Origin of the sequence: uncultured Campylobacter sp. (assembly GCF_905371695.1) — a bacterium.
GTDB lineage: Bacteria > Campylobacterota > Campylobacteria > Campylobacterales > Campylobacteraceae > Campylobacter_A.
The window spans coordinates 1-23,794 of record NZ_CAJPMA010000015.1; the positions used below are offsets into that span (position 1 = coordinate 1).

Genomic DNA, 23,794 nt, shown 5'->3' on the forward strand with positions numbered 1-23,794 from the left:
TATTTTAAGGTACGGCCAAAGTATTAAATAAAATAAAAAATATATCAAAAATAAAAATGAAACTCCGATAACCCCGTAATAATATATATTGCCTATAAAAAACGGCTCGTCATTAAACCAATGTTTTTTCCCGTCTCTTACGGACGTCATAAAGATTTCGATACCTTTTTCATCCGATTTGTCGGCTAAAAATTTATCGTATAAATGCTCGCTATGTCCAAGCCCCCATATCCACCTATTACTTTCAAAAAGCAAAGGCAATCTTTCTTTTAATATCAAATCCCTTCCGGAACTATGCAACCCTTGCGATAATTTAGAATTTGCGATAGATGAGGTAAAAAATAATATCCCTATACTTAAAAAGCAAAGCGCACCAACAGTAAATAACTTTTTAAAATTTTCCTTTAAAAATTCTCTATGTTTACTAAAAATTAAAAGCATAAATAACAAAACAAAAGCAACAAACACGCTAAGCCAACTACCTCTAGCTCCGCCTAATATATCCATATCAATAGCAATACAACAAAAAATAGTCATAAAAATTTTTACAGCATTGCTTTTAAAAAAAATTAAACCCAACAAGGCAAACACGATAAACCTGTCTACAAATAATGAATATCCCCTATGTACTATTCTTCCGGCCTCCGGATCCGCACTTGAAATTTTGTTTAAGTTTTCAAAAATCGGCAATGCATAGTAAAAGGTAACAAAAATAAATGCCGCCAATATGGCATAAAAAAGGATTTTTTGTTGTCTTTCTTTGCCGTTTGAACAAACAAGCACTACAAATAAAAATGCAATTCCTCTTCCAAATTCGCTAAAAGCTTTTTTTGCGGAACCAAAAGAATCGTCATATGGAAAACAAGATATCAAAAATGCATAAGCAACAAATAAAGCTAAGAATATTAGACTCATTTTAGCATGGCTAAAATTTAATTTAATTCTTTGCAATATTTCACCTTTACGCAAGAATAACATTGTAAAAGCTAGCAAAACAGCAGTATAGAGCGATATATTTTTTACAGCAGTAAAGCTTACGTGATGCTCGCAAACTATAAATAAAAAGAGAAGATATATTATTAAATTTTGACAAAAATCAAACGCCTTTTGCTTGGTCATACATTCTCCATTTTATTAAGTACGCGATTATAACAATATTTAATTAAAAATCATGTAAAATAGCCTATTTGATTAAATCAAAGGATTTATTTTTGATATATTTTTTATTTTATTTAATACTTTGGCCGTACCTTAAAATAACAACCTGTTTTAAAAAAGCATCCGATAAAACTTTACTCATACAAACCGCTAAAATCGGCGACTACGCAAACTCGGCCGTGATCTTTGAAAAGCTTGGCAAATTTGACGTGCTCATAGACGAGATAAATCTAGCCTTCGCAAAACACGACAGCCGAATAGAAAAAATATTTACGATAAATGACGTAAAGCGTAAAAAAACCTCAAAAATAGGACTTGCGCTCGAGCTTTTTTCGCGCAACTACGAGAGCGTCTACGTGCTGATGCCAAACGGCCTAAATCTCTTTTTAGCGCGCTGCACGCTAGCTAAAAATATCGTCGCCGTGCATCACTACGCGGTATCTAGCGACTTTGCCTTGCTGGCGCTCGGCATGAAAAAAGTGCCGCACACTCTGCAAGACCTAACGCTGCTAACCTACCTAAAAACGCTCGGCATTAGCGAACTAAAATATGAAAAATGCTTGCAAAAACCGCTCTTTATCCCGCAAGAAAACTTCGTAAAAAGCGGCAAATTTAAGATCGGCGTGAGCCTAAGCGCGGGCAACAAAATGAAAACTCCGCCAAAACGTACTTGGGAAAAAATCTTTGAAATTTTTGCTAAATTTGACTGTGAGGTTTATATTTTCGGCGTCGGCGAGGAGGCTGCGCTGCTACGAAACCTGCTCGCGGAAAATGCGGATGAAAAACGGGCGAAGAATTTAAGCGAGCGGGGAATTTGCGCGGATTTGGCCGGTAGCGATACGAGCGAAATTTACGGCGGTCTTGAAAATGCAAACGACAGGCAATCAAAAGCTCAAATTTGCAGCGAAAATGGCACTAGCGACGAGTTAAATTTTAGCTCGAAAATTTGCGATACTTACGTGAAAAGATTTGGCGAAAACGAGCTAAAAATCATCTCCTTAATCGATAAAATCAAGCTTGAGGAGTTGCCGTTTTATCTCTCGCAGATGCAGCTTTACGCGAGCTCGGACACTGGCAACTACTACGTCGCAGACAGCGTGCGCACGGCCACGATCTGCCTAATGGGGCCTTGTTTTGCCAGCGAGCAAAGGGGCGTCGCCGACTCGCTCGTGATAAACTCGCATTTACCGCCCGTTAGCTCCGTGTTTAAAACCGTGCGGGATATCGACGCTAGCGCGTTTTTCGAGCTTAGCGAACAAAACCTAGCAGACATCGAGGCCTTCGTCAAAGTTCGCTATATATCCTATCTATCCCGCGAAGATAATTTTCTATGCTAAAGGCCTTTATAACGGCATCGTCGGGGCTTTTTGAGGCTGGCCTACGCAAGCTCTCAAAACAAGCCAAGAGCGCGTCCGAGCTTCTTTGAACTATAAAAAAATCTTGCTTTTTCGAGGAGATTTCATAAATCTCCCTTATGACGGCGATATCAGAGTACACCACGCCAAGCCCGCAGCCAAGCGCCTCGATGACGACTCTGGGCAGCCCCTCGTCGCTGGAAAATCCAAGCACGTAGTCGCACGCGGCGTAAATCTCGTCCATCTTGGAAACAAAGCCCAGATACTCGGCCTTACCCGATTTTATCAGCGCGTCAAATTTGCCTTTCGCGCCCGCTTTTAGCTTGCCCGCGCCCGCGAAATATACCTTTATATCGCTTCTTTTTAGTCCCGCAAGCGCGTCAAAAACCAGCTCGTGACCTTTAAGCGTCAAGAAATTTGCGGGCATTACGATATTTATTTTTTCGGCGTCAAATCTGGCTTTTATGGCGGCGCTTTTATCGTCGCCGCTATCTTTTAAATTTGCCTGCGAGGAGCTCAAATTTTCGCTCGCTTCAGACTTTTCCCGCCTTAAAACAGGCGCCTTAACGGGATTATAAACCACGTTTTTAGGCATTTTTATCTGCGCGGCGTAAAATTCGTAAGTAGCGTTTGAAACGCAAACGGGCCTGAATTTTAGCCGCTTTAAAATTTCAAGCTTAAAGGGCTCGACGGCCGAGTTTTTGCGCAGATGCTGCACTACCGCGATATTTAGGGCGTTTGCGGCGGCGATGTAGGCGAGATTGGTTGAAAAGTGATTATTTAGATGAAGGATGTCGGGGCGCGCCTGCCGCAGCAGGCAAAGCGCGTAGTCGTAGTCTTTTTTGTAGAGGTATTTTGCTAAAATTTGACCGCCCAGCGCGCGTAAAAGCTCTTTTTTTAGCTTTGAGGGCTGCTTTTTTAGCTCAAAATTTATAAATTTAGCCCCGGCTTCTTCGATGATTTGCGAGATTTTGCGTCCGCCAGCCTCGTAATCGGTCTCAAAAAACGCGCAAAGCTCGTATTTTTGCCGCGCGGCAAGCCCTCGCAAAAGATACAAAAAACTCTTCGTCCCGCCGCCGTATTCGCACCCCGTATCGACGAACAAAATCTTTTTCAAATCATTTCCTTTAGCATCTCCCAGACCTCGTGCGCCCCTATTTGCAGCATGCACTCCTGAAATTTGCAGTTTTTACCGATGCAAGGCGAACAGGTGCGCGGCTTTTTGATAAATTTATGGATATTTTCGTCAAAATCCGGATTTGAGTTCACGGGCGAAGCGACGGCAAAAAGCCCGATCGTAGGCGTTTTTAGCGCGGCTGCGACGTGCAGCGGGCCGGTATCGGGCGTGACAAGCACGTCAAGCCTAGCTATCAGCGCGGCAGCCTCTCGCAGACTAAATTTACCCGCCGCATCTATCACGCGCGCGCTTCTTAACTCCTCGTCTAACTGCGCGGTCATCGCTCGCTCGGCGGGGCTGCCCGTTAGCACGATGACGGCGTCCGTGCGCTCCAAAATAATTCCCGCCAGCTCCCGCCAACGCTGCCAAAACCACTGCCTGGAAACCGTGCTAGCCCCCATCTGAAAGCCGATAAATTTGCGTTTGCCGTCTTTTTTTAGCATTTCATCGACGCGGGCGAAATCCTCATCGCGCAGATACAAATTTAGCCTCGTGTCGCGACTTTTGATGCCTACGAATTTAAGCTGCTCGAGGCGGTTTAGCACTACGTACCTCTCATCTCCGTAAGGCTCAGGCACGTTTGAGTGAAACGCGTTAAATTTATTGCCCGAGTTTGGTAGCTTAAAAACGTATTTCGCACCGCTTAAAACGGCTAGCGGCGTAGCCTGCGGCTCGTTTGAGTGCAGAATAAAAACTACGTCCGGTTTTATCTTTTTTAGTTGCGACAAGGCGCGCAAAAAGCCGCCTTTTTTGCCGTCGTAAAGTAAAATTTCGTCAACATTCGGATCTGTTTTAAAAAGCGGCGCGGTAGATGGATTTAGCAGGGCGACGGTGCGTACGTGCGGGAAATTTTGCCGAAAAACGCGAAAAACGGGCGTGTTAAAAATCGTGTCGCCAAGCGCGGTGTTACTAAAAAAACAGACCGTTTGTACGGGCTGCGTAACCAGCTGCGTTTTGCGCACGCTTTTAAATCGCAAAATGAGCCGCGCCGCGCTCTCAAAGAGCCTCATACATCGCTTCCGTCTGCGCGACCATCGTCTCTATCGAGAAGTTTCGCACGATAAATTCCCTCGCGTTCGCGCTAAATTTCGCCCGAAGCGCCGCGTCTTCTATCAGCGTTTTTAGAGCCGCTTTGAGCGATTCTTTGTCGCCGTTTTTAAACAAAAGTCCAGTTTCGCCGCTATTTATCGCCTCGCCGATACCGCCCGCGTCGCTACCGATGCAAGGCACTCCGCACGACTGCGCTTCAAGCAGAGCAGTGCCCAGCGCCTCCATCTTTGAAGGTAGCACAAAAACATCAAAACTACCCAAAAACTCGCTCACGTCGGTGCGCGAGCCTAGCATATAGATGTTTGGCGTTTTTATTTTTTTTAGATTTTCCTCCTGCGGACCGTCGCCAACCACGACCAGAGCGGTATTTGGCAGATTTAGCTCGCTAAAAGCTTCAAATAAGAGCTGGTGATTTTTCGCTGCGCGCAAGACCGCTACGATACCGACTACGACGCAGTCCGAGCTCAAATTTAGCTCAGCTTTTATATCTTTTTTAAATTTTGGATTAAACCTTGCCGTATCCACGCCGGTATAGATAACGTCTATCAAATTTTCCCGCACGCCCTGCGAGATTAGCTGGGTTTTTACGGCATTTGAGACGGCTACGATTTTGTCGTTTACGTTGTAGCTAAATGCCGATCTGATCGGCGTTTGCAGGTGTCTGGTGCGCACGACCTTCGCGCCCGTTAGCTTTGCTACGATCGCGCCGATGTTGCCGTCCTTGCCCGAGTGCGTTGCGATGATCGAGATGCCTTTTTCGCGCACGAAACGGCAAATTTTAAAAATTTCAAAAATATTATAGACCTTGCTTAGGTTAAATTCCGCAAACTCGCAATCAATGGGCTTTTCAAAGCTTTTTGAGCCCGGATTTAGCGCGTAAAATACCTTAAATCTATCCTTATTTAGTCCGTTTATGACGCGCTGCGTGCGGTGCTCCTGACCGCCGAAGCCTAGCGAGCTTTCAAGCTCTAGGATGTTGATTTTGTCCGTTTTTTTCATATATTTTTGACCGCCTCGTAGATTTCCTCGTCCGCTACGTCTTGCGCCCTTTTACTCGCGCTTTGCAGCACGGTACACTTCGCACCGCCGTAAATGGGAGCCCAGCGAGCGGCGTCCGTTTTGCCAAGCACCAGCACCGTTTTTACGCCAAGCGCAGGAGCTAGGTGCGCTACGCCGCCGTCAAGCGTGAGGACAAATTTAGCCGCCCGGATGTAGCCTGCAAGTTCATCTAGGCTCGCAGTCGCAGCAAATTCCACGCGCGCTTCTTGCGCTACTTTTTCGCCCAGTTTCGCATCCTCGGCGCTAACGGCGACGCGTGCAAAATTTTGCTTTAAAAATCCCAAAATCCGTAAAATTTTAGCCTCGTCCATACGGTTTTGCTCCACCCTCGAAGAGACGTGAAAAAATACGAAATCCTTAAATTTCTCGCTTTTAAAACTCGGTACGTAAAGCGTCTTTTCCCCGTCAAATTTCGCCCCCAAAGGTGCCGCTAGCTCATAGCAAAGCAGCACCTCGTGAGGCGGCGGATTAAAGCTTAGCTTATGCGTTATTAGTGGCCCGCCCTCGTTTTGCTTTGCCGCTCCTACGGTCGTTTTAGCTGCGGCTGCTCTGGCAAATATCGCGGCAGAGGGCGAATAAGCGCTTCTAAAAATCACCGTAGCATCGTATTTTTCGCGGCGAATTTGAAGCAAAATTTTGCATTTCCCCCAAAACGCCCGCACCTTTGCCGCCGCTCCTTTTACGTGCTTTGGTTTAGTGTAGATATATATTTTATTTAAAAATGGATTGCCGCGAACGACGCATGCGTTTAGGCTGTTTACTACGATGTCTATCTGCGCGCGCAGATGAGCTTTTCGCAGCGCTTCAATCGCCGGCGTCGTGCAGATGAGATCGCCGATGTTATCGTTTCTAACGAGCAAAATTTTCACGATTTTCCTTTTTTGCGCGATTATACCTATTTTACGCTTATACTTATTTACGCCCTCATCTCTCGCGCCGGACATAACCTAAAATTCATCAAAAAACTTATAAAATAGCGCTAAATTTTAAAAGGCGAACATGAAGAAAATAGTATTTTTAAGGCTCGATCCGGGCGCTATCGGCGGGGCGCAGAGATATCTCTCGCGGCTCGTTAAGGCTCTAAAAGACTCGGGCGTTGCGTGCGAGACGCGCGGATTTAACGGCAGCAAAAAACTAAGCTCGTGGATCAAAGCCCTGCTTTTTAACTCGCAAGCAAGGCGGCAAAAGGGCGCGGACGAGATTTATTTTAGTTTAGAGCGCATCACCTGCGCCGACATCTACCGCGCGGGCGACGGCGTACACAAAGTCTATATGAAAACCAAGCCGTTTTGGTTTGTAAACCCCCTAAATTTCGTCATTCCCTACCTTGAAAAGCGCACTTTTAAAAACGCAAAAAAAATCATCGCCAACTCAAATTTTATAAAACGTCAAATTTGCGAGACATACGCCATCGCCCCTGAAAAGATCGCAGTCGTCTATAACGGCGTAAATTTGCCTACGCGCGTGCAAAAAGGCGCGGCAAAGCTCGCTCTTTGCGAGGAATTCGGGCTTGATTTTAACCTACCGACGCTGCTGTTTGTGGGAAGCGGCTTCAAACGCAAGGGCGCGAGCGAGTTTTTACGCATCGCGGCTCGCCTAAAAACCCGCGTAAACTGCCTGATCGTGGGCCGCGACAAAAACGCCGCCCGCTACAAAAATCTAGCCAAGAAACTAGGCCTAAACGCCGTATTTACGGGTGCGCAAAAAAGTACGGCGAGATTTTACGAAGGCAGCGAGCTGTTTTTGTTTCCGACGGCGTACGAGCCGTTTTCAAACGTCGTTTTGGAGGCGCTTAGCTACGGCTGCGTCGCCATCACGACCGCTCAAAACGGCGCGGCAGAGATATTGCCCGAGGAGTTTGTGATGAGCTCGCCGCAAGACTACGACATCTGCTCTCTGATCGACGAGATCCTAAACGACGACGAGCGGCTAGCAACGCTGCAAGAGCGAAATTTGGCGCTTGCTAGCGAGTTTAGCATCGAAAAAAACGCGAACGCGACGATGGAGATAGTGCGTGCGAATCTTGATTGAGCTGCCGACCTGGCTGGGCGACGCCGTGATGGCAAGCGCGGCGGTAGAAAATATCGCGCTAAATTTTCCGCGGGCGGAATTCACTTTCCTAGGCTCGCCGGCTTCATGTGCGCTTTTTGAACCTCATCCAAACACACGGCGCGTCATCGTAGACGAGAGCAAAAAGAGCAAAAGCCGCTTCTTTTATCTAGCTAAAACCGCGCTAAATTCCGGTAAATTCGACGCGGCGATAAGTTTTAGAAGCTCTCTTGCGAGCTCGGTTTTGCTATTTTTTACGCGAGCAAAGCGTAAATTTCAATTTAAAAAAACCAAAGCCGAGCTTCATCAGGTATTAAAATACCTAAATTTCGCAGAGAAGGCGCTAAATTTAAAGCCGCTTACGAACGAGCAAAAGCTATATTTTGCCCCGCGAAATTTCGACGGCAAAATTTTAGCCCTAAATCCGGGCGCTAGCTACGGAAGCGCCAAACGCTGGTATCCTGCCTACTTCGCGCAGGTGGCGCTGCATTTTAAAGATAAATTTAAGATTATGATTTTCGGCGGTGCTGGCGAGAGAGAAATTTGTGATGAGATCGAGCAAATTTTAAGCCAAAACGGCGTAGAGTACCTAAATCTAGCGGGTAAAACGAGCGTGCGGGAGCTTTGCGAGATGATCGGCGGCATCGCGCGTAGCGGCGGGATATTCGTCACGAACGACAGCGGCCCGATGCATATCGCCGCAGCCTACAAAGCGCTCACCGTGGCGCTATTCGGGCCTACGAAATTTAGCGAAACTTGCCCTTGGCAAAATCCCAACGCGCATTTACTGCATTTAAATTTAAAATGTATGCCGTGCATGAAGCGCGTCTGCCCGCTAGGTACGCACGAATGTATGAAAGGCTTAACCCCGGAAATCGTCTGCGATAAGATAGATGAGATAGTAAAAGTCGGCTAGATGCCGACTTTTTTTAGAATTTAGAATTTATAAGATACGTTTACTTTGAAATTTCTGCCCGCTTCCCAGTCGATAGCATTGTTGTCTCCCGTGTATTGCGCCGTTCTTTGAGAATGGGATGCATAGGTACGGTTAAACATATTATAAAGCCCCGCGTTAAGCTCTAATCCCTTAAACCTTCCGCCACTAGGCGCATAGGTAACGTAAACGTCGTTTACGGCGTAGCTAGGCATTTTTACGTTATCGTCGCTACCTGCGGAAGCCGTGTTGCGAGATTTAAAAAATAGCAAGTTGTATCCGAGTAATAAATCTGCGCGAGGTACGCTGTATTCAGCGTTAAAGGTATATTTATCGCCCTGGTCGCGGTAGCCGATTACGTTTGAGGTTAGATATCCTCTCGTACTTCTAACGCGGTCTTTATAGCTTACTTTTTGGTGCGTATAACCTGCCGTTAGCCCTAGCTCGGCTAAATTTAACCTAGCGAAAAGTTCGACGCCGTCGATCTTAGCACCGCCGGTATTTACTCTACATAGTGTATTAGGAAGCCCCGACGGACAACCGACGATACCGCTTGCGGCGTTATTATCGAGTATTAAATTTTTATATTTGGTATTAAAGTATTTGGCTACCAAATTTACCGACGAGCTTTCGCCCAGCTCGCCCTTATACCTTCCGCCTATCTCGTACGCGTCGCCCGTAGTAGCTTTTAGGCCGTCGTTTACCGCCCAGTTATACGCCCTTCCCCTACTTGCGCCAGCAGCCATCATACTTTCCATGACGTCAGGACCTCTAAATACTTTCGCATAGCTTGCAAATACGCCAAAACCCTTGCCGATCTCGTAATCAAGCGCGAGAGCGGGGCTAACTTCGTTAAATTTATACTTATAGCTAGATAGGTTACGCGCTCTGCCTTTGTAGGTTTTTAGCTCGTGGCGCTCGTATCTAACGCCGGGAGTTACCGTTAGATCGCCGTATTTTATAGCATCTTCTAAATAAAGCGAGTAATTATTTACCTTTTCGGGCGTTAAGTTTCCCGGTTTTACGTAGTTTTGCGAAGTATAATAATCAAATCCGTATCTTAGCGTATGCGCGAAATCTCCCATATTAACCTTAGTTTTTGCGCCTATTTTAGCACCCTTAGTCTCTACGCCCCATTTTGCACCGTTAGACGTCGAGCCGATGCGCTGGTGCTTGGTATGATAGCCAGTAACGTCAAGCTCTAATAAATCGCCAGGTTTATAGGTATATTTTATCGTATGCGTATCGCGCTCGTATTTGCGGTTATCGAGCTGCCCGTCTAGCCAAGAGCCGAATTCCGCCCTCATAGGATACAAGCCTTTATACTGCATATGCTCTTTTGAGAAGGAAATTTTATGCGCGTCTAGGAAGCTATAACCGACTTTAAACAGGTAATTTATATCGTTGCCGTCGCCACCCGTTTTCTTACCGTTGCCCGCCTCGCTAAATCCGTATCCGTAATGCTTAAACGCGGCCAATAAATCAAGGCTCTCAAACGCGCGTCCGTATAGCATCGCGCTTTGGGAAAAGCCCTCGTTATTGCTCGTATAGCCGGCCTTTATCTTTGCGCCGATATCCTGTCCTTCTTCGAGAAGATCGCTAGCGTCAACGGTTTTAAAAGCGACCGAGCCGCCCAAAGCTCCCGAGCCGTTTACCACGGAATGAGCGCCTGCCTCAACTTCGACCGCTTTTATTAAATCCGGATCTATTAGTAAGTCGGCGTTATGGTGAAACGTATTGCCGTTTTGCTTCGCGCCGTCTATGGTTATATTTAAGCCGCGGTCGCTCACGCCTCTCATGTAAATTTTTTGGTTCATACCGTTAGTACCGCCTACGTAGACGCCCGGAATATCGCGTAAAATATCTTTTACTTGATTGGCGTTTCTGGTAGATATTTTAGCTTCGCCTACTTTATTATAGCCACCGCTGGTAGAGGTAACCTCTATCGTATCAAGCACAGCGTCATCCGCCGCGAAAACCGCAGCGCTGCCGGTAAGGGCCAACGCTGTAACTAAGGAAATTTTGCTAAATTTAAAGCGAAATTTCATTTTTACTCCTTATTTTAATATAAAAAATTTATGAATATTGTTTTCATAATTTGAGGCGGAATTATATGAAATAAAACTTAAACTATCATTTAATATAAATTTAAAACTTACCAAAATTTTAGCGATAATTTCAAAATTTGTTCGTTTTTGATAATTATTGACATTAGTTATCAATAATAGTATAATGCGCCGGAAATTTTACAAAATGAGGTAAAAATGGAATTTTTAAAGCACAACGTCGATTATGTAATAATCGGAATTTTGGGACTTATGAGCTTCTTCGTAGTCTGGTATACTATCGAGCGTATCATATTTTATTCGCGCGTAAATATCAAAAATTTTAGCACCCAAGAAGCCCTCGAAGAGTCCCTTACTCAAAATTTAACTACGCTTTATATTATCTATTCAAACGCCCCTTACGTCGGACTTTTAGGCACTGTCGCGGGCATTATGATTACGTTTTACGATATGGGTATGGCTGGCGGCATCGATACCAAGGCCATAATGGTCGGGCTCTCCCTCGCGCTTAAAGCTACCGCACTGGGACTTCTAGTCGCCATCCCTACGCTTATGCTTTACAACGCCTTTATGCGAAAAGTCGATATCTTAATAAATAGATACAAGGCGCAAAATGCGAATGCCTAAAAAAGAGGGGTTAAACGTAATCCCGCTAATAGACATTATGCTCGTTTTGCTAGCCATCGTGCTTAGCATTTCGACTTTCATTGCGCAAGGTAAAATCCCCATCGACCTGCCTAGCGCCGAGAGCGCGCAGCAAGATAACGAGGATAAGAAAAAAATTAGCGTCGTGATCGATAAAGACAATAATTTTTTCATCGACGATACGCAGATTAATCCCGACGAGCTAAAAACCAAGCTCAACGAGATCGACGCCAAAACGCTAGTGGAGCTACGAAGCGATAAAGACTCTAAATTCGATAGTTTCGTGCGCGTAATAGATATTTTAAAAGAAAAGGGGCATGAAAATTTTGCTATCCAAACCCTCGCAGAGTAACGACAGGCTGCCTGCGGTTAGCGGGTTTTTGATCTCCGCTTTGCTTCACGGCGGGATCGGCGCTTTTTTTATCGTAGCAAATCCGTTTGAGGTTATAAAACCCGCCGAAAATAAGGCTATTAAAATAAACCTAAACGCCTTTGAAGCGCCTAAAAATGAGGTTTCCTCAGCGCCCGAGATCGCGCCTGAGGTAATGATCCCCGAGCCTACTCCACCTGCTCCCGTGACGCCGCCTCCGCCGCCAGAACCTAAACCCGAGCCTAAGCCCAAGCCGGAGCCCAAGCCTGAACCTAAAAAGATAGAAAAGCCAAAACCAAAACCGGAGCCTAAAAAAGAGATAGTCCGCCCTACTCCGCCTCAGCCCGTAGAGCCCGCTCCCGTGGCGCCGCCTACGCCGCCGGCTCCTGCGGCTAATCCGCAAAATTTACCGCCTAACGGCGCGCAAAAAGCTGCGGCTCCCGCGACGCAAATCGGCGAGTTAAATTTAGCAAACTCCGCGGGCGACGAAAATTTCGCCAAGATCGTAGCGGCTATCAAAAAACATCAAAAATATCCGAAAAATGCGGCGAAAATGAGGCACCAAGGCGTCGTGGAAGTAAGATTTTTACTCAAACGAGACGGCTCGGTGTCGGACGTGAAAGTAATAAAAAGCTCGGGCTATTCCAGCCTAGACGAAGGCGCCTTACAAAACGTGGAGCGCGCCAGCAAGGATTTCCCGACGCTACAAAAAGACTATTACATCAGCATTCCAATTTCATTCAAGCTAATCTAAATTTACCCCGAAATTCGGGGTAACCTCAAAAAATTTTACGGGCTCGTAAATTTTCGTCCACGCATCACTCAAATTTACGCCGACGCTTTTTGCTTCCCCGTCACTCGCCCCGGTTTGGCAAAAATCTCGGCGCAAATGCCCAAAACGCCGAAATTTTACTCGTCTGCTTCGATGCTTTCGCCGTTTAACAGTTCGTCGTTAAATTTCTGCTCGTCGAAATTTTTACCCAAAAATTCGCAAATTTGCTTCAAATCCAGACGCGCCGTCTCAAAGCAGCTAGTAGCGCCGGGGCTCGGCGTCATGTTAAAGACGATACCGTCTTGCGTAGTTATGCGCCCTTCGCCCAGCTCCAAGCGCTTGGTTTGCTTATTAATCACCTGCGGGCGCACGCCGCCGAAATTTTTAGCGTAATAAACGTCGTCCTCGCGCAGGCTAGGTACGATTTTACGGGCGTCTTTGACGAACTCTTTTTTGTTTATCCAAGGGATCTCAAAGACGAAATTTCTCAGCACGTAATCTCTAATATCCTTATCTTTAAGTAAATTTGCGAAGATTTCGGCGATCGTTTTATCTAGTTTTAGGCATTCTAAAAACTCGAAAAAACTTGCGTTGCCGTGGTAGCGCTCTAATTTAGGCAGCACGAGCGCGGTGGGCCCAAAGCGCGTATTTCCGCCCGCCAAGATATCGGGATCGCCGTGTAGCGCGGCAAACGGCAGCTTGTCGTTTTGCACCATATAGACCTTACCATTTAAAAGACGCTTTTTGGTTAGATAAAAGCTGCCCGCGATAGGAAGCGTGCTAAGATGCAGTCCGTAGCCCATTTTTTGCGCTAAAAATAGCGAGTGGGCGCCCGCATCCACCGCGACGTAATCGGCGCTTATGCTTTGCTTATCGCTCGTTTTTAGATAAAACGTATCGCCCACTTTTTTAATGTCTAGCACGCGGCAATTTAGGCTCGTTTCGTAGCCTTCGCCTCCGATTTGCGCGGCGTTTTTTACCATCGAATTAGCCAGCGCGCCGAAATCCATCGTCGTATATTGCCCGTCTCTTACGCCCATAGCCGCGATCTCCTCGGGGCGCTCGCCTCCTCGCTCGTCAAAAACTACGCAAGGCTCGATGTTTTTTAAGTCTCTCTTTTCGTAAAGCTCCAAATACGGGTAAATTTCGCGAAATTTCTCAAATCTCGCGCGAATTTTAGCCGCTTCCGCTTCGCCAACGCCCAGCGCCATCTTTTGGTGCGCGAACATAAACTTACCCGCAAAGCCCTGTTTTAACGCGTAATTAACGGGCATTTTAGCCACCTTGCAAACTCTTTTAGCCTTTTCAAAAGTGTAATTCGTCTCGATATCGCCGCAGTGAACGGTCTGCGAGTTACAGGTGCCGTGCGAATTTAGGGTCGCCACGCCCTCATATTTTTCTAGCAGCGCTACGCGCTTAACGTCGCTAAATGCAGCCAGCGAGTAAAATAGCGCCGCGCCGCTTACGCCCGCGCCTACGATAACAACCTCAAAATGCTTTTGTTTCATCTTTGCCTCCGAAATTTGCGGGTATGATTACGAAAATTAGCTTAAAACGGGCGAAAAATCATGAAAATCGCCGCAAATTTTAAACGCGCTATGTAAAGCGGTTACGCGTGGCGGGCGGAAGCGCCTATGAGACGGAAATTAATTTGCGCTCTGATTTATAAAATTTTACGTGTTTTGAAGGGTTAAATTTTGCATGGTTGCACTCGGGCGGGTTTACCGAAGTTAACTACGCGTAAGACGGAGAATTTTAGGCCTTCGTCTTGCTTTATGCCTTTAAAGAAGCGGCCAAGAATTTTCAAAAATAAATTTCCAACTCCGCCAAACTACGAAGCAGCCGAAATTTATGCGCCCAAACTACTACGCCAAATCCTTTAAATCCGTCCCGTAAGCGTCCTTTAAACGCTTAACGTCTAGCTCGCGCGTCAAATTTACAAGACGAAATTTGACCGCCTCCCACCGCTCTTTGCCGCCATATTTAAAACGTCTAAAAACTGACGCGAAAAGCAAATTTTAAGAAACTAAATTTCACGCACTATTTTGATAATGATTTTATTTTATAGCTTTTAAAGCTAAATTTCGCTATAAATTTAACTTTAACTAAAACACAAAGGTAAATTTTGCGTTTTAGCGTCATTTTATTTATTTCGCTTCTTATTTTGAGCGTCGTTTCGCTCTTCGTGGGCGTGCTTGACATCGATCCGCAGGGGCTGTTTTCGGGCGATACTCGTCAGTTAGAGACCTTGCTCGTATCGCGACTGCCTCGCTTGCTAGCCATCATCTGTACGGGTGTGGGGCTTAGCGTCGCCGGGCTTATCATGCAGCAGCTGTGTCAGAACAAATTCGTCTCGCCGACGACTAGCGGGACAATAGCTTCGGCGCAGTTAGGTATCCTCATCGCGCTTTTATTTATGCCTAATTCCACCATTTACTCGCGCGCGTTTTTCGCGTTTGCAACGGCGATAGCGGGCACGTGGATATACGTCGCTTTTATTCAGACGATAAAATTTAAAGATACCGTAATGGTCGCACTTGTGGGCATAATGTTCGGCTACGTCATCGGCGGCGTAACGAATTTCATCGCGTTTAAATACGATATGGTGCAAACGCTATCCACGTGGCTAACGGGCAGTTTTGCGCTTGTGTTAAAGGGGCAGATACGAGCTAGTCTATCTCGTGCTGCCGCTTTGTGCGGTCGCCTTTATCTTCGCTAATTACTTCAACATCGTCGGCATGGGTAAGGACTTTTCCAAAAATTTAGGCGTGCCATATAACTTCGTGCTATTTTTCGGACTATCTATCGCCTCGATGCTGACGGCTTCGATCGTGGTTGTCGTCGGCACGATATCTTATATCGGGCTGATCGTGCCGAATTGAGTAACGATGTTTAAGGGCGATAGACTGCAAGGCACGCTGCTAGATACCGCGCTTTTCGGCGCGCTTTTCGTGCTTTGCTGCGATCTTATCGGGCGCATTCTCGTCGCGCCGTATGAGCTGCCTATCGAGCTTATCACGGGCGTGCTTGGCAGCGTGATATTTATCGGTCTGATGATATATCGCCTCAAAGCCCCGCGCCGTAAAATTTCCCTCGCGAATACCGCCTCTTGCTCTGCGGCTCCTGCTTGCGTAGGCGGCGCGAACGAAAGTAAGGAGCGAAAATGACGGCGAAAAGTGCGGCGACTAGGCCGAATTTTAAACTAAGATTGCTGATTTTAGCGGGCTTGGCGCTGGCTTTTTCGGCGGCGTTTTTGTTTTACGGGTTAAATTTTAAAATTTTCGACTACGCGATGAGCCTGCGACTGCCAAAGCTCGCCGCGATTTTGCTTACGGCTTATTGCATCGGGGCTGCGACGATGGTTTTTCAGACGATCATAAACAACACTATCGTTACGCCCTGCTTGCTGGGGATGAACTCGCTTTATTTGCTTATCCATACTTCGGTGGTGTTCTTTCTAGGCTCGACGAGCTTTTTTGCGGCAAACAAATACGCGAGTTTTTTTACCGATCTTGGCATTATGGCGAGCCTTGCGACGGTGCTTTACGGCTATCTTTTTAAAGTAACTAAATACAACGTGCTTTACGTGCTTTTGATGGGAACGGTGATGGCGACCCTTTTCCTCTCGATACAAAGCACGATGGTGAGGATGATGGATCCAAACGAATACGACGCTTTGCTAGCCAAGCTCGTAGCTAGCTTTAACAACGTAAATTCGGACATCTTGCTTATCGCGGCGGTATTCGTCGCGGCCTTGACGCTGTTTTATCGCAAGGAGATCGAGATTTTGGACGTGATCGCGCTAGGTAGGCAGCAGGCGATAAATTTAGGCGTGGATTACGACCGCGCCATCTCGCGATTGCTACTTGGCGTCGTGCTTTTCATTGCAGTGGCGACGGCGTTAGTGGGGCCCATATCGTTTCTGGGGCTTATCATCGCAAACGTCGCCAGACAGCTTTTTAAAACCTATCGCCATGTCTATCTTACGCTAGCTTCGGCGCTCGTGGGGATGATAGCGCTCGTTTGCGGGCAGTTCATCGTAGAGCGCATATTTACCCTAGCGATCCCCATATCGGTGTTCGTCAATATCGCCGGCGGGCTATATTTCCTATATCTACTACTAAAAGACTCAAGATGATAATCAAAAATTTAAGCAAATTTTACGGCGACGCTAAGGTTGTCGATAACGTGAGCTTTGAGATACCCCGAGGCAAGATCACTTCGCTGATCGGGCCAAACGGCGCAGGCAAATCGACCGTCATGCATATGATCTCGCGGCTAATCAAAAAAGACGGCGGCGAGGTCGAGTTTATGGGTAAAGACCTAACCAAGTGGAACAACAAAGAGCTAGCCAAACACCTAGCCATCCTCACGCAAAGCAACCAGCTAAATATGAAACTAACCGTTAGAGAGCTCGTAAATTTCGGGCGTTTTCCGTATAGCGGCAGCCGTTTAAACGACGAGGACGAGCGTATCGTGGATGATGCGATGGCAAAAATGGAGCTGAGGGAATTTTCCGAGCGGTATCTCGACGAGCTAAGCGGCGGGCAGAGGCAAAGGGCATTTATTGCGATGATTATTGCACAAGATACGGAGTTTGTGCTGCTTGATGAGCCGACGAATAACCTAGACATCTATCACTCGGTTTCGATGATGAAAAATATCAAATTTCTCTCGCACGAGCTAGGAAAAACGATAGTGGTCGTGCTGCACGAGCTAAATTTAGCCGCGTTTTACTCGGACTTCATCTGCGCGTTTAAAGGCGGGCGGATAGTGAAATTCGGCTCAGTGGACGAGGTAATGGCGCGGGAAAATTTAAAGGAAATTTACAACGTGGATTTTGAAATCCTGCGCATAAAAGACAAGCCGCTAAGCATTTGCTACGAATAAACCAAAGTTAAAGGAGAAAAGATGAAGAAGATTTTAGCCGCCGCTATACTCGGCCTAGCTTTCGCCGCGAACGCCGCGAATATCGAAATAGAAGGGCTAAACGCCAAAAAGAGCATGTCAAGGTATCCGTCCCGCTCGCGCCTAAACGCGTCGCCGTAGCTGATCTGGCCGCGCTCGATACGATAGACGCGCTGGGCTTTGGTTCTAGCGTCGCCGCGATCCCGAAGGCCCAAAAAATCGACTATCTGATGAAATATACGGATGATGCCAAGATCGTAAATATCGGCACCGCAAAGGAGCTGGATATGGAAAAGCTGGTGGAATCTCAGCCCGACGTGATCTTTATCGGAGCGCGTATGCAGGAGCGATACGACGAGCTTAGCAAGATCGCTCCGGTGGTGTATTTGGAAGTTGATTACGAAAAAGGCTCGTTTGAAAGTATAAAGAAAAATATCGCGACCATTGCTAAAATTTACGGCGTGGATCACAAAGCCGACGCCGCGATCAAGGGTTACGAGCAGAGGCTAGCCGCGATCAAGGCTAAGACCGCGGGCAAAAGCGCCGTGATCGGACTGGTAACTAGCTCGAGCCTGCACACTCTGGGCAACAACAAACGCTGCGCGCTCATCACCACGGATGCGGGCTTTCATAACCTCGCAAAAGACGTAGCCTCTATGCACGGCAACGAATCAAGCTTAGAGCTGCTAGTCAAGCTTGATCCAGAGTATATTTTCATCCTAGACCGCGACAGCGCGATCTCAAAGCCCGGCGCCAAGCTCGCCGAGCAGGTGATGGATAACGAGCTAGTCAAAAAGACCGCCGCATTTAAAAACGGCAAAATTTTCTACCTGACGCCTGCGCCGTGGTATCTGAGCGAAGGCGGCATAACTGCGACGGATATAATGCTAAGCGATATCGAAAAGGCTTTGAAATAAATTATCGGTTGGCGTCTGACGCGCGCCGACTAAATTTTAACCGCTGGCTTGCGCGGGCGGTTAAATTCGTTTATGCGCGAGGCATAAATTCGGCTTGTTTTGCTAAAACAACGAGAGAGTGAGGCGAATTTGCCGCTATTCTTGATTGGTTTTGCTTTGTTTGCGCTTGGTTTTGTGTGTCAAATTTGCTTTGGCCTGCTTCTTTGTGTCGCGAGCCGAATTTACTATGTTTGGATTCAATGTCGCGCGTAAAATTTAGCCCACATAAAATCGCGGTTGCGCAAGCTAAATTTAACGCAAAAATACGAGTTTTGTCGCCCTTTTTCAAAATTCAAATGCGCCCGATGCACCCGACATAGACGATTTTAGCACATATTTTACTTGCGAATTTGCATGATTGCGCTCAAAGAAGCCAGAGCATAAAACTCCCCCAAATTTCGTTAAAATATCGCCGTAAAGTTCCCCGTTTGTAAATTAAGCGTTATCCCCTACGGGCAAAATTTTGAGGCTTCGCAGGCTTAAAAAATTTGGTTAAAATTTTACCCAAACGCCCTTTTATACGAGTTTTCTATTAGCTCGCAGCATCCTAGTTCGCTCATCGCAGCTTGCGCGAAATTTGGATTTCGTAGCAGCTCTCTACCGTAAGCCACCGCGTCGCAAACGCCGCCTAGCAGTAGCGCCTCGCCCTCGGACGCCTTTGTTATGAGCCCGACCGCGATCACCGGGATGCCGACTGCCTGCTTTACGGCCTTGGCATAGTCCGCTTGATAAAGCGGAGTAAACGCCGGAGCGCTATCCGTGCGCTCAAAAAATCCGCCCGCCGAGACATGGATAAACGCTGCGCCCAAGAGCTCGAGCTCCTTTGCTAGCCGCACGCTATCTTCTAGGCTCCAGTCGCCCTTTACCCAGCTTTGCGCACTTATGCGCACGCCGACGGGGATTTGTACCGCGGCTTTTATTTCGGTTAAAATTTCTTTTAAAAATCTCGTGCGATTTTCGAAGCTCCCGCCGTATTCGTCGTCTCTCAGGTTGATCCCCGGCGATAGAAATTCGCTGATGAGATAACCGTGCGCGGCGTGGATCTCGATCGCGGCGTATCCTGCGCGCTGGGCTCTAACCGCGGCCTGGGCGAAAGCTTGCTTAACCAAGACGATGTCCTCTACGCTCATTTGTTTCGGCGTTTTGTAGCTCTCGCTAAATTTCAGAGCGCTAGGCGCGATCAACCCCTCGCACTCGCTTTTTCTACCGGCATGCGCGAGCTGGACGGCCATAGAGGCGCCGTATTTGACGCACTCTTTGACGAGTTTGGCATGCGCCTCTAGCTGCTCGTCGTTCCACAGCCCCAGATCGCGACTCGTGATCCTGCCTCTAGGCTCAACCGCCGTAGCCTCGACGATGATGAGCCCGACGCCTCCTAGCGCTCGTGCGGCGTAGTGCAGGCGGTGAAAGCACCTAGGTAGGCCGTTTTCGTTCTTGGCCTTATACATGCACATCGGCGGCATGACGACGCGGTTTTTGATCTCTAGATCGCCGATTTTTAGCGGCGAGAAAAGCAAGCTTTGCATAAAAAATACTTCAAAAATTATTTACGGTTATTTTAGGATATTTGTTTAAATTTATTAACTCGCGCGGCAAATTTTAGCGACCGCCTGCGAGCGGACGAGATTGTAAGGGCTAAAGCGTAAATCAACCATAAAGACGCGTGCGGTAACAGCCTATGTTAGCTTCCGCCAAATTTTAAATTTACTCGCCGCCGTTAAAAATAGAAGCAAAATACCCATCTATATTAACGTCATCTTTTTTCATATCTTGTAGTCTTAGCATTACGTCGGCATCTTGCCAAAATATCGGCGGCAGCGCAAACATCACCTTGCAAAAGCTAAAATTTCTCACATCCTCGTGCTATCCATCTCAGCGGTAAAGCTCGTAAAATTTAGATATATCGCCGTAAAGCGCCCAGTATAAAAACTGCGAGTAGCCAAGCTACGTATCTTCCCATTTGCCGCTATCTGGCGCATAGTAAAAGACGTTGCCCGCTTTGCCACCGAAAGCGCCGCCGTTTATCGCGAAAAATCCACCCAAAACATCGTCTGCCGCGAGCAAATAGCCAGGCATCTGCCCTGCTTTGCTAAAGCTCTTGCCAAGGTTAAAATCGTAAATTCCGCGCTTCATCCGCTCGCATCCAAAGCCAAGCACGCGTAGCCAATTGCTGTCTATCGCAATGCCGCTGCTCCCATGGGCGACCGAGTGGCTACTTGAAGTCCCAAAAGCTCGCTTTGCCGCTCTTCGACCAGCTCCCAGCCCGGCTCATTTGTATCCATGAGCCACTCTAAAGCTCTCATTACGAGTTCTTGCGATAAAATTTGATTAAATTTAAAAGAAGATTTTGGCGAGTAGCCTCGCCAAATTTATGTCAGTAGGTTATTTTGCGTCCCAGGCTAAAATCGTGTTACCCTCGGCGTCGGTAGCCACGTCGCCCATGCCCATGATGTTGTAGCCGCAGTCTACGTAGTGCACCTCGCCGGTCACGCCGCTAGCAAGGTCGCTGAGTAGATACATCGCGCTTTTGCCGACGTCTTGCGTCGTGACGTTGCGTTTTAGCGGGCTATTTACCTCGTTGTAGCGTAAAATCATCCTAAAATCGCCGATACCGCTTGCCGCAAGCGTTTTGATAGGGCCAGCGCTTATAGCGTTTACGCGGATACCGCGCGCGCCAAGATCGTGAGCGAGGTAACGCACGGAGCTTTCAAGCGCTGCTTTTGCGACGCCCATAACGTTATAGTGAGGCACGAATTTTGGTCCGCCAAGATATGTAAGAGTTAGCACCGAGCCGCCCTCTTTTAGTACCGGAAGTACTGCGCGCGTGAGGCTTAGCAGTGAATAAACGCTCGTGCCCATCGCGATGTCAAAGGCTTCTTTGCTCGTATTTACGAACTCGCCCTCTAGCGCTTCTTTTGGCGCATAGGCCACGGCATGCACGACGAAATCAATCTCGCCCAGATCCGCTTTGATACGATCCGCAAGACCGTCCAAGTGAGCTGGGTTGTTTACGTCAAGCTCATAGACGAATTTGCTCCCAAACTCCTCCGCGATCGGCTCTACGCGTTTTTTCAGCGCGTCGTTAAGGTAGGTAAACGCCATCTGCGCACCCTGCTCGTGACAAGCTTCGGCGATGCCGTAAGCGATAGATTTGGCGTTAGCGACGCCGACGATGAGGCCTTTTTTGCCTTTTAAAATCATTATTTCTCCTTTAAAATTTGCTTGGCTTTTAAGCGTCTTTGAATGAGTTTTGATTTTGCTCCCTGCGACAGGCTACATGCCTAGTCTTGGCCGCAAAATCTGCAACAACATTTAAATCCATCTTAAAATCCTTCGCAATTTGACTTAAAATTTTGCAATCCAAATTTAATAAAATGTCAAATTCTAAACATAAATCGACAAGCGGAAATATCGCTAGGCGGATTTAAATGTTTCGAAGTAAATTTCGTCCCGAGACTAGGCATGTAGCCTGTCGTAGGGCGAAATTTACAAAATCATTTAAAGACGTCAGCGAGATGACGCGCTAATAAGTTCCAAGAAACCAGAGGCGTCCCAGCTCGCCGTACCTACTAACACTCCATCACAGCTTGCAATTCCCGCTATCCCGCCGATATTTGCGACATTTACGCTGCCGCCGTAAAGCAGCGGCGCGCTCGTCTGCTCGCGGATGAAATTTAAAACTCCTTCAATCTGCTCCGCATTCGCGCTCTTGCCCATACCTATCGCCCACACGGGCTCGTAGGCAATCAGCAGCCGCTCGTAGCCAAGGTCGATATTTTTTAGCTGCTTAGCCAAAAACTCCTTCGTGTCGCCAGCTTCGTTTACGCTCAAATTTTCGCCGATGCAGTAGACGATCTGCCAGCCCGCCTTTACGGCAAAGTCGAATTTAGCTCGTAAAAGCTCCCCGCTCTCGCCTAGCTCGCGCCGTTCGGAGTGCCCGATCAGCACGCTTTTTACGCCAAACTCGTCCAGCATCGCCTTGCCGATCTCACCGGTGTGAGCGCCGCTTTCGCACGGGTAGAAATTTTGCGCGCCGAGTTTAAATTTATGAGCCGCAAGATCAAGCGCGCTAAACGGAGGAAATACCGTCACGTCGTCGTTTGCGCTTAAATTTGCGTCTAAAATTTCAGCGTATTTAGCAAAGCTTGCTCTCGTATGGTTGCACTTTAAATTTGCTAAAAACCTCACTCCGCAGCCTTTCTAAGCGGTTTTATGCCGGGTAGCTCTTTGCCCTCGATGAGCTCCAAGCTCGCGCCGCCTCCTGTGGAGATAAAGGTCATCTCATCAGCATCCCCTGCGCGCTCGACGACGTCGGCTGTATCGCCGCCGCCAACGACCGTAGTCGCGTGAGTGTCGATGATAGCGTGGCTCATTTTGATGCTGCCTTTGCTAAATTTATCCATCTCAAAAACGCCCATCGGCCCGTTCCACCAGATGGTTTGCGCGTCGGCGATAACCTCTTTAAAGAGCCTAATCGACGCAGGCCCGATATCTAGCCCCATCCAGCCGCTTGGAATTTCTTGCGCTGGGACGAATTTCACAGCGCTTTCAGCCGAAAAGGTCTGAGCCGCGACGACGTCGACAGGTAGGTAAATTTTAACGCCAAGCTCCCTGCCCTTGCGCAAAATTTCGCGCGCATCGCCCAAGAGATCTTCTTCAAGTAGCGAGTTTCCAATATTTTCACCCATTGATTTTAAAAATGTAAATGCCATGCCGCCGCCAATTATTAGCTTATCCACGCGCGGAAGCAGGTTGTGTAGGGCTTGCAGCTTGCCGCTTACCTTGCTGCCGCCCACGACCGCGACGAACGGACGCGCAGGATGCTTGATGAGATTTTGGGCGAAATTTATCTCTTTTTGCAGTAAAAATCCCGCCGCCTTATGCTTCTCGTCGTAAAATTTAGTGATCGCCTCGACCGAGCTGTGCGCCCTGTGGCAGACGCCAAACGCGTCATTGATGTAAAATTCGCCGTATTTAGCGAGCTCACCGGCTAGCGCCTCGTCGTTTTTGGTCTCGCCCTTTTCAAAGCGCAAATTTTCAAGAAGTAAAATTTCGCCAGGCTTCAATGCAGCGGCTTTAGCTTTGGCGTCCGCTCCGATGACGTCCTCGGCAAAAATCACGTCCCTATCAAGTAGCCTAGAAAGCCTCTTTGCCACGCCTCGTAGCGAAAATTTCTCCTCAAAGCCGTTTTTCGGTCGTCCTAGGTGGCTAGCCAAAACCACGCTGCAGCCGTTATCTAGGCAGTAGCGGATAGTTGGTATCGCCGAGCGGATACGGCGGTCGTCGGTGATGTTT

At 47.5% G+C, this 23,794-nt stretch carries 25 protein-coding genes and 1 pseudogene; 12 read left to right on the forward strand and 14 right to left on the reverse strand.

Annotated elements, in window-relative coordinates:
* On the reverse strand, positions 1 to 1,119 hold a 1,119-nt coding region (locus tag QZ147_RS02405), incomplete at its 3' end, for a hypothetical protein (protein ID WP_295146638.1).
* A 92-nt stretch (positions 1,120 to 1,211) separates the two neighbouring features.
* Here QZ147_RS02405 and QZ147_RS02410 point away from each other — a divergent pair.
* Positions 1,212 to 2,495, forward strand: a complete 1,284-nt coding sequence (locus tag QZ147_RS02410; protein ID WP_295146640.1) for a lipopolysaccharide heptosyltransferase family protein — start codon at positions 1,212 to 1,214, stop codon at positions 2,493 to 2,495.
* Here the strand turns inward: QZ147_RS02410 and QZ147_RS02415 are convergent.
* From QZ147_RS02415 to QZ147_RS02430, 4 genes are read right to left on the reverse strand one after another with little or no spacing between them, the layout of a single operon-like run.
* A complete protein-coding gene (locus QZ147_RS02415) occupies positions 2,443 to 3,630 on the reverse strand; it encodes a glycosyltransferase family 4 protein (RefSeq protein ID WP_295146641.1) in 1,188 nt (395 codons plus the stop codon). The genes QZ147_RS02410 and QZ147_RS02415 overlap by 53 nt on opposite strands.
* The gene (locus QZ147_RS02420; RefSeq protein WP_295146643.1) at positions 3,627 to 4,700 is read right to left on the reverse strand and encodes a glycosyltransferase family 9 protein; all 1,074 of its coding nucleotides are present in this window, start codon (positions 4,698 to 4,700) and stop codon (positions 3,627 to 3,629) included. The genes QZ147_RS02415 and QZ147_RS02420 overlap by 4 nt, the downstream gene beginning before the upstream one ends.
* Positions 4,687 to 5,739 carry a glycosyltransferase family 4 protein gene (locus tag QZ147_RS02425; protein ID WP_295146645.1) on the reverse strand — a complete coding sequence of 351 codons (1,053 nt, stop codon included), beginning with the start codon at positions 5,737 to 5,739 and terminating at the stop codon, positions 4,687 to 4,689. The genes QZ147_RS02420 and QZ147_RS02425 overlap by 14 nt, the downstream gene beginning before the upstream one ends.
* Positions 5,736 to 6,668: a glycosyltransferase family 9 protein gene (locus tag QZ147_RS02430; RefSeq protein ID WP_295146647.1), complete on the reverse strand. Its 933-nt coding sequence runs from the start codon at positions 6,666 to 6,668 to the stop codon at positions 5,736 to 5,738. The genes QZ147_RS02425 and QZ147_RS02430 overlap by 4 nt, the downstream gene beginning before the upstream one ends.
* A 130-nt stretch (positions 6,669 to 6,798) precedes the next feature.
* Here QZ147_RS02430 and QZ147_RS02435 point away from each other — a divergent pair, with 130 nt between their 5' ends.
* Together QZ147_RS02435 and QZ147_RS02440 are read left to right on the forward strand one after the other, a co-directional pair.
* A complete protein-coding gene (locus tag QZ147_RS02435) occupies positions 6,799 to 7,830 on the forward strand; it encodes a glycosyltransferase family 4 protein (protein WP_295146649.1) in 1,032 nt (343 codons plus the stop codon).
* Positions 7,814 to 8,764 carry a glycosyltransferase family 9 protein gene (locus QZ147_RS02440; RefSeq protein WP_295146651.1) on the forward strand — a complete coding sequence of 317 codons (951 nt, stop codon included), beginning with the start codon at positions 7,814 to 7,816 and terminating at the stop codon, positions 8,762 to 8,764. Before QZ147_RS02435 ends, QZ147_RS02440 begins: the two co-directional genes overlap by 17 nt.
* A 20-nt stretch (positions 8,765 to 8,784) precedes the next feature.
* Here QZ147_RS02440 and QZ147_RS02445 read toward each other — a convergent pair whose 3' ends face one another.
* Positions 8,785 to 10,830 (reverse strand): TonB-dependent receptor, encoded by a 2,046-nt coding sequence (locus QZ147_RS02445; RefSeq protein WP_295146652.1) that lies wholly within the window; start codon positions 10,828 to 10,830, stop codon positions 8,785 to 8,787.
* A 216-nt stretch (positions 10,831 to 11,046) separates the two neighbouring features.
* Here QZ147_RS02445 and exbB point away from each other — a divergent pair, with 216 nt between their 5' ends.
* The 3 genes from exbB to QZ147_RS02460 are packed head-to-tail and all read left to right on the forward strand — an operon-like array spanning position 11,047 to position 12,617.
* Positions 11,047 to 11,475, forward strand: coding sequence for a TonB-system energizer ExbB (gene exbB / locus QZ147_RS02450; protein WP_295146654.1), 429 nt, complete (start codon positions 11,047 to 11,049; stop codon positions 11,473 to 11,475).
* Positions 11,462 to 11,845 carry a TonB system transport protein ExbD gene (gene exbD / locus QZ147_RS02455; protein ID WP_295146656.1) on the forward strand — a complete coding sequence of 128 codons (384 nt, stop codon included), beginning with the start codon at positions 11,462 to 11,464 and terminating at the stop codon, positions 11,843 to 11,845. Before exbB ends, exbD begins: the two co-directional genes overlap by 14 nt.
* Positions 11,811 to 12,617, forward strand: a complete 807-nt coding sequence (locus QZ147_RS02460) for a TonB family protein (protein WP_366508764.1) — start codon at positions 11,811 to 11,813, stop codon at positions 12,615 to 12,617. Before exbD ends, QZ147_RS02460 begins: the two co-directional genes overlap by 35 nt.
* 155 nt (positions 12,618 to 12,772) lie before the next feature.
* Here QZ147_RS02460 and QZ147_RS02465 read toward each other — a convergent pair whose 3' ends face one another.
* Entirely contained in the window at positions 12,773 to 14,143 is a 1,371-nt protein-coding gene (locus QZ147_RS02465) for an FAD-dependent oxidoreductase (RefSeq protein WP_295146658.1), read from the reverse strand.
* 617 nt (positions 14,144 to 14,760) lie between these two features.
* Between QZ147_RS02465 and QZ147_RS02470 the strand changes: the two genes are divergently transcribed.
* The 6 genes and pseudogenes from QZ147_RS02470 to QZ147_RS02495 all read left to right on the forward strand — a co-directional run bounded on the left by QZ147_RS02470 (position 14,761) and on the right by QZ147_RS02495 (position 18,460).
* Positions 14,761 to 15,354, forward strand: a complete 594-nt coding sequence (locus tag QZ147_RS02470) for an iron chelate uptake ABC transporter family permease subunit (protein ID WP_295146660.1) — start codon at positions 14,761 to 14,763, stop codon at positions 15,352 to 15,354.
* Positions 15,317 to 15,802, forward strand: a pseudogene (locus tag QZ147_RS02475) (iron chelate uptake ABC transporter family permease subunit). Before QZ147_RS02470 ends, QZ147_RS02475 begins: the two are co-directional and overlap by 38 nt.
* Positions 15,799 to 16,773 (forward strand): iron chelate uptake ABC transporter family permease subunit, encoded by a 975-nt coding sequence (locus QZ147_RS02480; protein WP_295146662.1) that lies wholly within the window; start codon positions 15,799 to 15,801, stop codon positions 16,771 to 16,773. The pseudogene QZ147_RS02475 and the gene QZ147_RS02480 overlap by 4 nt, the downstream one beginning before the upstream one ends.
* Positions 16,770 to 17,525 (forward strand): ATP-binding cassette domain-containing protein, encoded by a 756-nt coding sequence (locus tag QZ147_RS02485; RefSeq protein WP_295146664.1) that lies wholly within the window; start codon positions 16,770 to 16,772, stop codon positions 17,523 to 17,525. Before QZ147_RS02480 ends, QZ147_RS02485 begins: the two co-directional genes overlap by 4 nt.
* A gap of 21 nt (positions 17,526 to 17,546) precedes the next feature.
* The gene (locus QZ147_RS02490) at positions 17,547 to 17,684 is read left to right on the forward strand and encodes a hypothetical protein (protein WP_295146665.1); all 138 of its coding nucleotides are present in this window, start codon (positions 17,547 to 17,549) and stop codon (positions 17,682 to 17,684) included.
* A gap of 32 nt (positions 17,685 to 17,716) precedes the next feature.
* The gene (locus QZ147_RS02495; protein WP_295146676.1) at positions 17,717 to 18,460 is read left to right on the forward strand and encodes an ABC transporter substrate-binding protein; all 744 of its coding nucleotides are present in this window, start codon (positions 17,717 to 17,719) and stop codon (positions 18,458 to 18,460) included.
* Between the two features lie 539 nt (positions 18,461 to 18,999).
* Here the strand turns inward: QZ147_RS02495 and QZ147_RS02500 are convergent.
* From QZ147_RS02500 to QZ147_RS02530, 7 genes are all read right to left on the reverse strand, one after another.
* Positions 19,000 to 20,025: an NADH:flavin oxidoreductase/NADH oxidase gene (locus QZ147_RS02500; protein ID WP_295146667.1), complete on the reverse strand. Its 1,026-nt coding sequence runs from the start codon at positions 20,023 to 20,025 to the stop codon at positions 19,000 to 19,002.
* Between the two features lie 178 nt (positions 20,026 to 20,203).
* Positions 20,204 to 20,353, reverse strand: a complete 150-nt coding sequence (locus tag QZ147_RS02505; RefSeq protein WP_295146668.1) for a hypothetical protein — start codon at positions 20,351 to 20,353, stop codon at positions 20,204 to 20,206.
* Between the two features lie 90 nt (positions 20,354 to 20,443).
* Complete coding sequence (locus QZ147_RS02510; protein ID WP_295146669.1) at positions 20,444 to 20,656, reverse strand: DUF2625 family protein; 213 nt, start codon at positions 20,654 to 20,656, stop codon at positions 20,444 to 20,446.
* A 17-nt stretch (positions 20,657 to 20,673) separates the two neighbouring features.
* Positions 20,674 to 20,802: a hypothetical protein gene (locus tag QZ147_RS02515; protein ID WP_295146671.1), complete on the reverse strand. Its 129-nt coding sequence runs from the start codon at positions 20,800 to 20,802 to the stop codon at positions 20,674 to 20,676.
* Positions 20,803 to 20,881: 79 nt separating this feature from the next.
* The gene (fabI, locus tag QZ147_RS02520; protein ID WP_295146672.1) at positions 20,882 to 21,700 is read right to left on the reverse strand and encodes an enoyl-ACP reductase FabI; all 819 of its coding nucleotides are present in this window, start codon (positions 21,698 to 21,700) and stop codon (positions 20,882 to 20,884) included.
* Positions 21,701 to 22,006: 306 nt separating this feature from the next.
* Entirely contained in the window at positions 22,007 to 22,687 is a 681-nt protein-coding gene (locus QZ147_RS02525) for a triose-phosphate isomerase (RefSeq protein WP_295146673.1), read from the reverse strand.
* Positions 22,684 to 23,794 (reverse strand): phosphoglycerate kinase (locus tag QZ147_RS02530; protein ID WP_295146674.1); only part of this gene is annotated, 1,111 nt, incomplete at its 5' end. The genes QZ147_RS02525 and QZ147_RS02530, both read right to left, overlap by 4 nt.

What these genes read in the sequence shown, in the direction of transcription:
- QZ147_RS02420 (WP_295146643.1), bottom strand. Translation starts at nt 4,700, where the DNA reads ATGAGGCTCTTTGAGAGCGCGGCGCGGCTCATTTTGCGATTTAAAAGC.
- QZ147_RS02425 (WP_295146645.1), bottom strand. Translation starts at nt 5,739, where the DNA reads ATGAAAAAAACGGACAAAATCAACATCCTAGAGCTTGAAAGCTCGCTA.
- QZ147_RS02435 (WP_295146649.1), top strand. Translation starts at nt 6,799, where the DNA reads ATGAAGAAAATAGTATTTTTAAGGCTCGATCCGGGCGCTATCGGCGGG.
- QZ147_RS02445 (WP_295146652.1), bottom strand. Translation starts at nt 10,830, where the DNA reads ATGAAATTTCGCTTTAAATTTAGCAAAATTTCCTTAGTTACAGCGTTG.
- exbB (WP_295146654.1), top strand. Translation starts at nt 11,047, where the DNA reads ATGGAATTTTTAAAGCACAACGTCGATTATGTAATAATCGGAATTTTG.
- exbD (WP_295146656.1), top strand. Translation starts at nt 11,462, where the DNA reads ATGCGAATGCCTAAAAAAGAGGGGTTAAACGTAATCCCGCTAATAGAC.
- QZ147_RS02460 (WP_366508764.1), top strand. Translation starts at nt 11,811, where the DNA reads ATGAAAATTTTGCTATCCAAACCCTCGCAGAGTAACGACAGGCTGCCT.
- QZ147_RS02465 (WP_295146658.1), bottom strand. Translation starts at nt 14,143, where the DNA reads ATGAAACAAAAGCATTTTGAGGTTGTTATCGTAGGCGCGGGCGTAAGC.
- QZ147_RS02480 (WP_295146662.1), top strand. Translation starts at nt 15,799, where the DNA reads ATGACGGCGAAAAGTGCGGCGACTAGGCCGAATTTTAAACTAAGATTG.
- QZ147_RS02485 (WP_295146664.1), top strand. Translation starts at nt 16,770, where the DNA reads ATGATAATCAAAAATTTAAGCAAATTTTACGGCGACGCTAAGGTTGTC.
- QZ147_RS02490 (WP_295146665.1), top strand. Translation starts at nt 17,547, where the DNA reads ATGAAGAAGATTTTAGCCGCCGCTATACTCGGCCTAGCTTTCGCCGCG.
- QZ147_RS02500 (WP_295146667.1), bottom strand. Translation starts at nt 20,025, where the DNA reads ATGCAAAGCTTGCTTTTCTCGCCGCTAAAAATCGGCGATCTAGAGATC.
- QZ147_RS02515 (WP_295146671.1), bottom strand. Translation starts at nt 20,802, where the DNA reads ATGAGAGCTTTAGAGTGGCTCATGGATACAAATGAGCCGGGCTGGGAG.
- fabI (WP_295146672.1), bottom strand. Translation starts at nt 21,700, where the DNA reads ATGATTTTAAAAGGCAAAAAAGGCCTCATCGTCGGCGTCGCTAACGCC.